The organism is Solibacillus sp. FSL R5-0449 (genome assembly GCF_037975215.1).
In the GTDB taxonomy this organism is placed as follows: domain Bacteria; phylum Bacillota; class Bacilli; order Bacillales_A; family Planococcaceae; genus Solibacillus.
The window spans coordinates 2,605,363-2,617,632 of record NZ_CP150239.1; the positions used below are offsets into that span (position 1 = coordinate 2,605,363).

The following is a 12,270-nucleotide window of genomic DNA, read 5'->3' on the forward strand; positions in this document are numbered from 1 at the left end:
CCTCTTATTTTGTGCTTACAAGCTTCTTCTGACTAGTCGTCACTTCCGTAAATGCCTGCATTGCTGCATCTTCTTTCGCTGAACCAGTTGCAGTGTATTGATTTATTTTATCTACCATTATCTTATAATCCGTTGGCACAACTTTTACGAACTTCGGAACAAATTGCTCCCACTTCGCTAATACATCCAATGCGTAAGAACTATCTGTTTCTTCCAAATGCTGAATAATTAACTGACGAACAGATTCGATCTCCGCTTTGTCTGTCATTTTTTCAAAATGGATCATTTCCATATTGCATTGTGCTTTGAACTTTTCCTCGTCACTCGGCAGAATATAGCCGATTCCTCCAGACATTCCGGCACCAAAGTTTTGACCGACATCACCTAATACAACGATCTTACCGCCAGTCATATACTCACAGCCGTGATCTCCAATCCCTTCAACAACGATTTCAGCACCTGAATTACGAACACCGAATCGATGTCCTGCACGCCCGTTAATAAAGGCTTTACCGCTTGTTGCCCCGTATAAACAAACATTTCCGGCAATGACGTTTTTCTCTTGTTCACCTTTAATCGGTGCAATGGCTGTCACTTTTCCTCCTGACAAACCTTTACCGAAGTAATCATTCACATCCCCGACTACGCGCATCGACATGCCTCTTGGGATAAATGCGCCGAAGCTTTGGCCGGCATGACCTGTAAACGTTAAGTTAATTGTGTTATCAGGTAAGCCTGCTTCCCCGTACTTGCGGGAAATTTCACTGCCGATAATCGTTCCCATTACACGGTCTGTATTTTTAATCGGATAATTTAATTCGATGCGTTCATTGCCCTCAATTGCCTTTGACACTTTCGGCAATAACTCGCGTAAATCAAAGCTTTCCTCTATATTATGGTTTTGCTGATGCTGCTTCGTGCGTGTTCCTTGGATTTGATGAAGCAATGCCGTTAAATCAAGCTGGCTTGCTTTCCAATGTTTTGCCGTACGATCAGCAATTTTCAGTACATCTGTACGACCGACCATCTCTTCCACAGTACGGAATCCTAAAATACTCATATATTCACGCATTTCCTCTGCAACAAAACGCATATAATTAACAACATGATCTGCTGACCCCATAAATTTAGCACGAAGTTCAGGATTTTGTGTTGCTACGCCTACTGGACAAGTATCCAAATGACAGGCACGCATCATAACACAGCCTAAAACGATTAACGGTGCTGTCGCAAAGCCAAATTCCTCTGCTCCTAATAGTGCTGCCATTACAACATCTTTGCCCGTCATGAGCTTACCGTCTGTTTCCAGTGTCACGCGGTCGCGCAGTCCATTGAGCATCAATGTTTGATGCGCTTCAGCTAAACCAAGCTCCCACGGTAAGCCAGTATGCTTGATCGATGTTTTCGGCGACGCCCCTGTACCACCGTCATAGCCTGAAATGACGATAACATCTGCTGCCCCTTTAGCAACACCGGCAGCAATTGTACCAACACCTGCTTTAGCCACGAGCTTTACAGAAATTCTTGCATGACGGTTTGCATTTTTTAAATCGTGAATTAATTGTGCCATATCCTCGATTGAGTAGATATCGTGATGCGGCGGCGGTGAAATTAACCCTACCCCAGGAGTTGAACCGCGTACATCCGCTACCCATGGATATACTTTATTGCCTGGCAGCTGACCGCCTTCGCCCGGTTTCGCTCCTTGCGCCATTTTAATCTGCAGCTCATCGGCATTTACTAAATAATGCGATTTCACCCCAAAACGTCCTGAAGCAATTTGTTTAATTGCACTGCGCTTGTTGTCACCATTCGGTTCGATTGTAAAACGAGCCGGATCTTCCCCACCCTCACCAGAGTTTGAGCGTGCGCCTAGGCGGTTCATCGCTACTGCTAACGTTTCGTGTGCTTCTTTCGATAACGAACCAAACGACATAGCCCCTGATTTGAAGCGTTTCACAATGGAATCCACTGACTCGATTTCTTCCATCGGGATTTTGCGTTCATTTTTTTTAAAGTCGAATAAATTACGTAAAAACCCGATTCGTTCCTCATTGGCCATTTCCGCATACATCCGGTATAAACCGAAATCATTTTTACGTGTAGCCCACTGAAGAGTATGGATTGTTTTCGGATTGAATGCGTGATGCTCCCCATCTGCACGCCATTGGAAATCTGAACCTGATTGCAGCTGTGCTGACATCGATTGCATTGCATCCTCATGGCGGCGTCTCGCTTCTTCACCGATTGTTTGTAAGTCAATGCCGTCAATTTGTGAAGCTGTACCTGTGAAGTATTCGTCAATCACTTCCTTTGAAATTCCGACTGCTTCAAATACTTGGGCACCGCGATAAGATTGGACTGTTGAAATCCCCATCTTCGACATTACTTTTACGACACCGTCCGCTGCACCTTTTCTGAATTTTTGAACCGCATTTTCAAACGGTACAGATAAATGACCTTTTTCAATTGCTTCATCAATCGTTGCATAGGCTAAGTATGGGTGAATCGCATCCACACCGAAGCCGATCAGTGCAACAAAATGATGAACTTCCCGAACTTCCGCACTGTTAACGATAATGCTTGCCTTCGTACGTAAACCGATTCGTACTAAATATTGATGGATTGTACTCGCTGCCAAAAGAACAGGCATTGTTAGCTGCTTAGCGTCATCCATATAATCAGACAGTACAATGATTGTCTTGCCGCCAAAGATCGCCGCTTCTGCTTCTGTTTTGATTCTGTTAAGTTCACTTTCTAAATTTTCCGTGAATTTTAGCGAGATTTCCGCCACTTCAAAATGTTCTTCGTTATTATTTACGATTTGCTCATATTCTGCAGTCGTTAAAACCGGCGTTTTCAGCAAGAGGCGACGTGCATTTTGTGCATTTGGCTGTAATAAATCGCCTTCTGCTCCAAGCAATGTCATTGTCGATGTCACGACATGTTCACGAATCGAATCAATCGGCGGGTTTGTTACTTGTGCAAATAGCTGCTTAAAGTAATTAAACAAGGATTGCGGTCTATCTGACAGAACAGCTAATGGTGTATCATTTCCCATTGAACCAAGCGGATCTTTTCCTTCATTTGCAAGAGGTACAATATATTTTTGTATGTCCTCAAATGTGTAACCGTGAATTTTCTGGCGTAAAGTAAGATCATTAATTTCCGGTAACTGCTCATCCTTCTCTTCAAGTTTGATCATATTTTCTTCCAGCCATGCTGCATACGGTTTTTCTGCCGCTGCTGCAGATTTCAGCTCGTCATCCGAAATGATTTTCCCTTGTTCCAAATCAATTAACAGCATGCGACTTGGGCTTAATCGGTCTTTATAAAGAATGTCTTCCTCAGCGTAATCGACAACCCCTGTCTCAGATGAGAAGATAACATGATCGTCTTTTGTCACATATAGTCTTCCCGGACGCAAGCCGTTACGGTCTAAAATTGCCCCGATCTGTTTACCATCCGTGAAACAAATAGCAGTCGGTCCATCCCAAGGCTCCATTAAGCTTGCATGATATTGATAAAACGCTTTTCGGTCTTCATCAATTCGCGGATTTTCTGTCCATGGCTCCGGAATCATCATCATTGCTGTTTCTGCAGGTGAACGTCCAGCCAATACAAAAAATTCAAATGCGTTATCAAGCATCGATGAATCAGAACCCGTTGTATCAATTATCGGTAACAGCTTTTCAAGGTCATCCCCAAACGCTTCAGACACGAATTGCTGCTCACGTGCACGCATCCAGTTAATATTGCCGCGCAATGTGTTAATCTCCCCATTATGGATGATATAGCGGTTCGGGTGGGCCCGTTTCCATGATGGGAATGTATTTGTCGAGTAACGTGAATGCACGAGTGCCAATGCGGATACAAAGCTTTCGTCCTGCAGATCCACATAAAATTCACTTACTTCTTCTGGTGAAAGCAAACCTTTAAAAACAATCGTCTGACTTGAAAGACTTGGAATATACAATTCGAATTGCTGCTGCGTTGCCCAATGTTCCAGCTGTTTGCGGATGACATACAGTTTTCGTTCGAACGCCTTATTATCGTTTTCGTTTGAACGGATAAATACTTGGCGAACAACCGGTGCAGTCGATTTAGCAATCTCACTTAAATTTTCCTTATTTGTCGGAGCAGTTCTCCAGCCGATCAGTTGCTGATTTTCCTGTTCAATTAATTCGTTCATCTTTTGTTCAATTTTCAGGCGTTCGTTTTCATTTTCCGTGAAAAATATTTGCCCAACACCATATTTACCTATTTCAGGTAAATTAAGTTCAGTACAGTTTTGTTGAAAGAACGCATGTGGGATTTGAACTAACAGCCCTGCCCCATCACCTGTCTTGCCGTCCCCGCCACGTCCTGCACGGTGTTCTAAGCGACATAACATTTCTAATCCTTTTTTTACAATCTGATGTGAAGGTATTCCTTTTATATTTGCATACATGCCGATACCGCATGCGTCATGTTCAAATTCAGGATTATATAACCCTTGTGCTTCTGGTAACTGATGAAAACTCATATTCATTCCCCCTCATTCTTTCAATCCCGTATTTACATTTTAAAGTTTTCGAAATAATATAAACAATATATAGTTTGGATATAAACAATCTACTTTTTAGATGAATGGGGTGGAAATGGTGGAATTAAGACAGTTACGTTACTTTGTAGAGGTGGCAGAACGAGAGCATATTTCGGAAGCAGCAGAGCATCTACACGTTGCCCAGTCTGCAATCAGCAGGCAAATTGCCAACTTGGAAGAAGAACTCGGCACACCGCTTTTTGAACGAATTGGGCGTAACGTAAAGTTGACGCCGGTTGGGAAGATTTTTTTAGAACATTGTATTACCGCACTCAAGGGAATTGATTTTGCTGCAAAGCAGGTGGAAGAATATTTAGATCCGGCAAAAGGGACAATTAAAATTGGTTTCCCTACAAGTTTAGCAAGCTATGTATTGCCGACTGTCATTTCCGCGTTTAAAAAAGAATATCCGGAAATTTCTTTCCATTTGCGTCAGGGCTCTTATAAGTATTTGATTGATGCAGTCAAAAATCGCGAGCTGAATTTAGCTTTGCTTGGACCATTGCCACCAAAGGACGAAGCAATCAATACAACCGTGCTGTTCAGCGAAAATATCCATGCTCTGTTGCCCGCAACACATTCACTCGCAAAAAAAGAGTCGATTAATCTTGTCGATTTGCGTAATGACCAATTTGTACTTTTTCCGGAAGGCTATATTTTAAATAAAGTGGCTGTTGATGCATGCCGCTCTGTAGGCTTCATGCCAAATATTACTTCCGAGGGAGAAGATATGGATGCTTTAAAAGGGCTTGTGGCAGCCGGAATCGGTGTGACACTTTTACCGGAAAGTTCACTTTACGATTCAACACCGCGCATGACTGTAAAAGTGCCCATCGCAACGCCCAATATAAGACGCACAGTTGGGATCATTGCACCAACATCAAGGGATCTTGCACCATCCGAAGAAGTATTCGTCAAATTTATATCCAATTTTTATTCACGGTTAACACGTTTCCAATAATAGACTGGGACAGATAGATAAGGAGAAATCCCTTATTCATTTTAAGTCCAGAAAAAAACCATTTTCTCCCCGAAAGAGAGAAAATGGTTTTTTTATTATTTCTATTTTATTCGCCTGAAACAGGTACTACAGAGCCGCCCCACTCTTCAACGATAAAGTCCTGAACTTCTTTAGAGCGTAGTGCTTCTACTAATGCTTTAATTTCTTTTGAATCTTCATCACCGGATTTCACTGCAATAATGTTCACATATGGTGATTCACTAGACTCGATTGCGATTGAATCTTCCAATGGGTTAATGCCGTTGTCGATTGCAAAGTTTGAGTTGATCAATACCGCATCGCCTTCTTCATTTTCGTACATTTGAACTAATAATTCAGCTGCAGTGTTTGCATCGAATACGAAGTTTTTCGGATTATCTACAATGTCTTTTACTTCTGCTTTTGTTTTATCGATACCTTCTGCTAATGTGATTAAACCTTGTGCTTCAAGTAATGAAAGCATACGACCGTGGTCTGCTACTGAATTAGAAAGTAAAATTGTTGCACCTTCAGGAAGCTCTTCTAAAGATGAATATTTTTTAGAGTAAACACCGATTGGTTCGATATGAATACCGCCAGCATTTGCAAAATCATAATCGAAATCTGCTTTTTGCGCTTCGAAGTATGGAATATGCTGGAAGTAGTTTGCATCCAGATCACCGTTATCTAAATCTTGGTTTGGAAGTACATAGTCTGTATATGTCTCGATTTCAAGCTCAATACCTTGCTCTTCTAAAATTGGTTTAACTTTTCCAAGGATAACTGCGTGTGGTGTATTTGAAGCACCAACAACTAATTTTTCATCTTCTCCTCCACATGCTGCTAAAGCAAGTACTGAAGCTCCTAAAATAACGCTTGATAATAACTTTTTCATCTGTTTTACCTACCCTTTTTTATTTTTTGTTCAGTTTATCGAAACCTTCTATATATTCTGATTTTTAACCTTACAGACGCGCACTTATTCAAAGTTTGCGCCTGTATTGTTTCGATGCACCAATATTTATAATTACGGCCTTAAAAGCCACTAACTATCGTTTGTCCACTCTTGCTGTAATGAAATCCCCAATATACTGGATGATGAATACGACAACTAAAATTAAAACTGTTGCCATTAAGGTTACATCTGTTCGGTTACGCTGGAAACCATCCAGGAATGCCAGGTTACCTAAACCACCGGCACCGATAATGCCGGCCATTGCTGTATACCCTACTAAAGCGACAGCAGTAACTGTAATACCTGAAATTAATGCCGGTAAACTTTCCGGAATCAATACTTTACAAATAATCGTAGAAGTTTTCGCTCCCATTGAGCGGGCTGCTTCAATAACACCCTTATCAATTTCTCGTAACGCTATTAATACCATGCGTGCATAAAACGGTGCTGCACCGATAATTAGCGCAGGTAATGCTGCATTGGCACCACGGATTGTTCCAAGTAAAAACTTTGTGAACGGAATTAATAAAATGATTAAGACGATAAATGGAATCGACCGGAAAATATTTACGAGTGATCCTGTTAAAAAGTGCACAATTTTATTAGCCCATAATTGATTGTCGCTCGTTAAAAATAGGACAATCCCAATCAGAATGCCGAGTATAAATGTAATGACTGTCGCAACAGCCGTCATATAAATGGTTTCATATGTTGCGTCGAGCATTTTACCCCAGTCGACGTTCGGAAATAATTGATTAAACATGCTCAATCACCTCCGTTTGAATTTCTTGCTTCGCTAAAAAGCTCAGTGCTTCCGCGACTGCATTTGGTTCGCCATTGATATGAATAAACAATGTACCAAACGAACCGCCCGTTGTATTCGAGATTTTACCATGCACAATATTTACAACTACGTCAAACTGCTTAATCATTTGCGAGATGACAGGCTGTTCTGTCGTAGCACCGGCAAATATTAATTTGGCGATTTTGCCTCCCGGATAGTTGGCAAAAATTTGTTCCAGTGATGCTTGTGTTTCCGGTGTTTCACCAGAAGCCTGTGATACGAAGTTTTTCGTAATGGGTGCTTGAGGATGCTGGAACACTTGCAATACATCGCCCTGTTCCACTACTTTTCCGGCTTCCATCACCGCTACTCTGTTACAGATTTTGCGGATAACATGCATTTCATGTGTAATGAGTACAATTGTAAGTCCGATGTTTTTATTAATATCGAGCAGTAGTTCCAAAATCGAATCCGTTGTTTCCGGATCAAGCGCTGATGTCGCTTCATCACATAAAAGCACTTCCGGATTGTTTGCCAACGCTCGGGCAATGCCGACACGCTGCTTTTGCCCTCCTGACAATTGAGAAGGATACGCTTTCCCTCTTCCTTTTAAACCAACGAGTTCAATCAGCTCTTCTACTCGCTTTTCACGATCAGCTTTTGAAACACCCGCAATTTCAAGTGGAAATGCGATGTTTTCTTCAACGGTACGTGACCAAAGCAGGTTGAAATGCTGGAAAATCATACTGATTTTTTGGCGTGCTTCTCGTAATTTTGCCCCGGAAGCTTTCGCGATATCCTGGCCACCTACAATGACAGAACCTGTTGTCGGCTTTTCCAAACCGTTCAGCAGGCGGATCATTGTACTTTTGCCGGCACCACTGTAGCCGATAATACCGTATATTTCTCCCTTGTTAATCGATAAGCTTACATTATCAACCGCTGTAAGTTTACCGTTTTTCGTGTTATACACTTTAGTAATATTTTGTATATCAATCATCGGTTGTACTCCTTCTAAATTGAAATAACCTTCCTGCTATTTCAAAATCATGTTCATTTTTCATCCAAAACATCCGTTGAATGAAAAAAACCTTTCTACCATGACAAGTAGAAAGGTTTCACATACATTTATACGGTAAACCGTTCTCTCATCTTTCAAAGTTTAAACTTTGTGTGAATTGGCACCTTTGCGTAAACGCTGGTTGCCGGGTTTCATAGGGCACTTCCCTCCACCTCTCTATATAAGAGTAACGTTATTAAGTTTTATTATTATGAATGTTACTTTATCACGATAAAGAGACTTCGTCAATTACTTTTTTAATATTTCATACAGAAACGGTACGGATTTAAATGCGTAAATTTTATTCGTTAGTTCTCCCTTATCCGAAACGATTAAACAAGGTACACTTTCAATTTTCAATTCATATGGTAAATCTCCTAAATAATTGATATTTGCCATACCAAGCGGGAGATCTGGGAGTAATTTCTCAATTACATCCAACATTTTTTCCGATACTTCACATGTGCCGCACATCGGCGTATATAAGAAAAACGCTGTCTGATCATGCTGTTGTACGTTCTGTTCCCACTGCTGTTTCGTCCATTGTTCCATTATACTGTCATCCTTCGTTTACTATAAATTTTGCTTGTAGTAACATATCCCTTAAGATTTTAGTAGGTGTTTTTTCTACTTCCACATATTCGTGAGGTATGATAAGCTGTGTCGCTTCGGGATATGCACGGTTCATCAGTTTACGTAACTTTTCACCGTTTTTATCTGCATCAAACATAGTCGTAATTTCATCTTGCTCATATTCATCCAATAAATCAATTAAATTGACTTCACTTATTGTGCCATTCGTGCAAAGTATCGTCACGTCTTCCGCTAATATCGGAAGTATTCTCAGTTTATCGGCACGTCCTTCAACAACGATGCATTTTCCCATAGTACACGCTTCCTTCCATCCATCACCTTTATATATAGAATAACAAAAAAACACTAAAACCTTTAATTAGAAGGCTTTAGTGTTTGGTCTTATTGTTTAATCTTATTGTTCGATTAATGCAGTGTAAGCGTCTGCGTCTAATAATTCTTCAACTTCTGCTTCACTTGTTAACTCAACAGTAACCATCCATGCATTACCGTATGGTGATTCATTTACATATTCAGGATTGTCCAGTAATTCTTCGTTGATTGCAACAACTTTACCAGAAAGTGGTGCATATAGTTCAGAAACTGTTTTTACAGATTCTACACTACCGAAAGGCTGATCCTTTGAAATTTCATCGCCTACTTCAGGTAACTCTACGAATACGATATCGCCTAATTCAGATTGTGCGAAATCCGTAATACCGATTGTCGCTTTACCGTCTTCAATTTTTACCCACTCATGCTCTTTTGAATAACGTAATTCTTTTGGTGTGCTCATTTGAAAACCTCCATGTTATATGTAGTACATTCAAGTTCATTTTGCCATATTTCGTTCGGAAATACAATGTGAATAACTGTTTATTTCCAAGTTTCTAAGAAGTCAGACTCCTTAAATCCTAAAGTTAATTTTTTTCCATCTGTAACGATCGGTCGCTTAATTAACATACCATCCGATGCTAATAGCTCTAATTGCTCATCTTCGGACATTGTCGGTAGTTTATCTTTTAGGCCTAACTCACGATATTTCATACCTGAAGTATTAAAGAATTTCTTCAACGGTACACCGCTTGCTTCGTAAATGGCTTTAAGTTCTTCTTTCGATGGTGTCTGTTCTACAATATGAATATTTTCATAGTCCACACCTTGCTCATCTAGCCATTTTTGCGCTTTTTTACAAGTTGTACATTTTGGATATTGGATGAATTTTATTGTCATGTAAGTACTCCTTTTTGCCCTGGATTTTCCTATATTGTAACGGATATAGAAGGACAAATCAAAAATGTGTTCGCATGATCGGAGCGGTTTTTATTAGAAGATGTATGAAAATATTAGAACATGCCGGACTTATATTAGAAGAACGGTTTCACTTATTTGAACCTTTGCGTGACATATTAGAAAATATAGTACTTATATTAGAAGTTCCAATATATATTAGAACTTCTGAAATTATATTGGAACATTTTACGATTTATTAGAAAACGATAGAAAAATCGGGTGCACTTTCATGCACCCGATGACAGTCTTTATTAAACTACATACTTTTCTGCTTCGATTAGTTTCGCTGCAGCTACACGTTTTTTCGGAATTAAGTTGTAAGGGTTGTTGCGCGTTAATTTACGTAATGCTGATAAAATCATACGTGCATCGTCACCTTCAACTGAAGCGATTAATGTTTCTTTTGCTTCTTTTTCGATTTCTGCGAATGCTTCCTGACAGAAAATTTGAGTGTAAAGAATTTTTTGTGCTGCTTTTTCTTCACCGTCACGCTCGATAGCTTTTTGTGTACGGATTACTGCAGATTCCATTGCGTATAATTGGTTTGCAATGTTTGCGATATTAACTAACAGCTCTTGCTCTGCATCCAGTTTTGCACCGTAGCGTTGTGCTGCTGCACCTGCTGCAAGTACTGCGATCTTCTTAGCATTTTTCACTAAGTATTTCTCTTGCTCTAATGCACCTTGACCGATTTCTTCAGGCATAAGCATTAATAGCTCGTTTTGAAGTTCTTGTGCTACTTGTAATAGTGGTAACTCACCTTTTAATGCTTTTTTCATGAATGTGCCTGGTACGATCATACGGTTAATTTCGTTTGTACCTTCAAAAATACGGTTAATACGAGAGTCGCGGTAGATGCGTTCTACTTCGTACTCAGCCATAAAGCCGTAACCACCGTGTAACTGAACCGCTTCATCCGCTACGAAATCCAATGTTTCAGAACCGAATACTTTTGCGATTGAGCACTCAATTGCATATTCAGCGATTGCTGCTGCAATTGATTTGCCGTCTTTTTGCTCTTCGTCAGATAACTGGCTTAAGCGGTCTTCGAAGTAACCAACTGTACGGTAGTTTAACGATTCAGATGCATAAATGTGAGAAGCCATTGATGCGATCTTTTCTTTTGTTAAGTTGAAGTCCGATAATTTTGTTTTGAATTGCTGACGTTGGTTTGTATAAGCAACTGCTAATTCAAATGCACGTTTAGATGCACCTACAGTACCTACTCCTAATTTATAACGTCCGATATTTAAAATGTTGAACGCGATAATATGACCGCGGCCTACTTCACCTAGTAAGTTTTCTACAGGTACTTCTGCGTCTTCCAAAATTAATGTACGAGTTGAAGATGATTTAATCCCCATTTTCTTCTCTTCAGGACCTACAGAAACACCTGGGAATGAACGCTCAACGATGAATGCTGTAAATTTATCGCCATCGATTTTCGCGTATACAACGAATACATCTGCAAAGCCTGCATTTGTAATCCATTGTTTTTCACCATTTAATACGTAATGTGTTCCTGCTTCATTTAACTTAGCAGTTGTTTTAGCACCTAATGCATCCGAACCTGAACCTGGCTCTGTTAATGCATATGCTGCGATTAAAGCGCCTGAAGCCAACTTCGGTAGGTACTTCGTTTTTTGCTCATGGTTACCGAATAATACGATTGGTAATGAACCGATCCCTACATGGGCACCGTGCGTGATTGAGAAACCGCCAGCCGGTGACATTTTTTCTGCGATTAATGCAGAAGAAATTTTATCTAAGCCTAAGCCTTCGTATTCTTCAGGAACGTCAGCTGCTAATAAACCTAAATCCCCTGCTGTTTTTAATAGACGTACAGAGTGATCGAACTCATGGTGCTCTAAGTTTTCAACTACTGGTAATACTTCGTTTGTTACGTATTCCTGTGTTGTTTGAGCAATCATTTTTTGCTCGTCTGTGAAATCTTCCGGTGTAATTACTCGGTTAATATCCACGTCCTCGATTAAAAAGCCGCCGCCCTTAATAATGCTGTTTGTTGTTTGTGCCATTATAA

The 12,270-nt window shown here is 40.3% G+C and carries 10 protein-coding genes and 1 riboswitch; of the genes, 1 reads left to right on the forward strand and 9 read right to left on the reverse strand.

Annotation, left to right across the window (positions count from 1 at the left end):
• Positions 1-4: 4 nt before the first annotated feature.
• Positions 5-4,525, reverse strand: coding sequence for a glutamate synthase large subunit (gene gltB / locus MKY27_RS13130; RefSeq protein WP_339195566.1), 4,521 nt, complete (start codon positions 4,523-4,525; stop codon positions 5-7).
• A 118-nt stretch (positions 4,526-4,643) separates the two neighbouring features.
• Here gltB and MKY27_RS13135 point away from each other — a divergent pair, with 118 nt between their 5' ends.
• Positions 4,644-5,546 (forward strand): LysR family transcriptional regulator, encoded by a 903-nt coding sequence (locus tag MKY27_RS13135; RefSeq protein ID WP_339199727.1) that lies wholly within the window; start codon positions 4,644-4,646, stop codon positions 5,544-5,546.
• Between the two features lie 106 nt (positions 5,547-5,652).
• On the opposite strand, the gene MKY27_RS13140 is transcribed toward MKY27_RS13135, so the two are convergent.
• From MKY27_RS13140 to MKY27_RS13175, 8 genes are all read right to left on the reverse strand, one after another.
• The gene (locus MKY27_RS13140; RefSeq protein ID WP_339195569.1) at positions 5,653-6,459 is read right to left on the reverse strand and encodes a MetQ/NlpA family ABC transporter substrate-binding protein; all 807 of its coding nucleotides are present in this window, start codon (positions 6,457-6,459) and stop codon (positions 5,653-5,655) included.
• Positions 6,460-6,613: 154 nt separating this feature from the next.
• Positions 6,614-7,282 (reverse strand): methionine ABC transporter permease, encoded by a 669-nt coding sequence (locus tag MKY27_RS13145; RefSeq protein WP_339172864.1) that lies wholly within the window; start codon positions 7,280-7,282, stop codon positions 6,614-6,616.
• Positions 7,275-8,303, reverse strand: coding sequence for a methionine ABC transporter ATP-binding protein (locus MKY27_RS13150; RefSeq protein WP_339195572.1), 1,029 nt, complete (start codon positions 8,301-8,303; stop codon positions 7,275-7,277). Before MKY27_RS13150 ends, MKY27_RS13145 begins: the two co-directional genes overlap by 8 nt.
• Positions 8,304-8,448: 145 nt before the next feature.
• A riboswitch (SAM riboswitch) is annotated at positions 8,449-8,551 on the reverse strand.
• A 61-nt stretch (positions 8,552-8,612) separates the two neighbouring features.
• Positions 8,613-8,915, reverse strand: a complete 303-nt coding sequence (locus MKY27_RS13155; RefSeq protein WP_339172869.1) for a thioredoxin family protein — start codon at positions 8,913-8,915, stop codon at positions 8,613-8,615.
• A gap of 7 nt (positions 8,916-8,922) precedes the next feature.
• Positions 8,923-9,249 (reverse strand): toprim domain-containing protein, encoded by a 327-nt coding sequence (locus MKY27_RS13160; protein ID WP_339195575.1) that lies wholly within the window; start codon positions 9,247-9,249, stop codon positions 8,923-8,925.
• 102 nt (positions 9,250-9,351) lie between these two features.
• On the reverse strand, positions 9,352-9,732 hold the full coding sequence (gene gcvH, locus MKY27_RS13165) for a glycine cleavage system protein GcvH (RefSeq protein ID WP_008408686.1): 381 nt from the start codon (positions 9,730-9,732) through the stop codon (positions 9,352-9,354).
• 80 nt (positions 9,733-9,812) lie between these two features.
• On the reverse strand, positions 9,813-10,169 hold the full coding sequence (locus tag MKY27_RS13170) for an arsenate reductase family protein (protein WP_339195577.1): 357 nt from the start codon (positions 10,167-10,169) through the stop codon (positions 9,813-9,815).
• A gap of 311 nt (positions 10,170-10,480) precedes the next feature.
• Entirely contained in the window at positions 10,481-12,265 is a 1,785-nt protein-coding gene (locus MKY27_RS13175; protein ID WP_339195580.1) for an acyl-CoA dehydrogenase family protein, read from the reverse strand.
• Positions 12,266-12,270 lie beyond the last annotated feature (5 nt).

What these genes read in the sequence shown, in the direction of transcription:
- MKY27_RS13170 (WP_339195577.1), bottom strand. Translation starts at nt 10,169, where the DNA reads ATGACAATAAAATTCATCCAATATCCAAAATGTACAACTTGTAAAAAA.
- MKY27_RS13160 (WP_339195575.1), bottom strand. Translation starts at nt 9,249, where the DNA reads ATGGGAAAATGCATCGTTGTTGAAGGACGTGCCGATAAACTGAGAATA.
- MKY27_RS13140 (WP_339195569.1), bottom strand. Translation starts at nt 6,459, where the DNA reads ATGAAAAAGTTATTATCAAGCGTTATTTTAGGAGCTTCAGTACTTGCT.
- MKY27_RS13145 (WP_339172864.1), bottom strand. Translation starts at nt 7,282, where the DNA reads ATGTTTAATCAATTATTTCCGAACGTCGACTGGGGTAAAATGCTCGAC.
- MKY27_RS13155 (WP_339172869.1), bottom strand. Translation starts at nt 8,915, where the DNA reads ATGGAACAATGGACGAAACAGCAGTGGGAACAGAACGTACAACAGCAT.
- gcvH (WP_008408686.1), bottom strand. Translation starts at nt 9,732, where the DNA reads ATGAGCACACCAAAAGAATTACGTTATTCAAAAGAGCATGAGTGGGTA.
- MKY27_RS13150 (WP_339195572.1), bottom strand. Translation starts at nt 8,303, where the DNA reads ATGATTGATATACAAAATATTACTAAAGTGTATAACACGAAAAACGGT.
- MKY27_RS13175 (WP_339195580.1), bottom strand. Translation starts at nt 12,265, where the DNA reads ATGGCACAAACAACAAACAGCATTATTAAGGGCGGCGGCTTTTTAATC.
- gltB (WP_339195566.1), bottom strand. Translation starts at nt 4,525, where the DNA reads ATGAGTTTTCATCAGTTACCAGAAGCACAAGGGTTATATAATCCTGAA.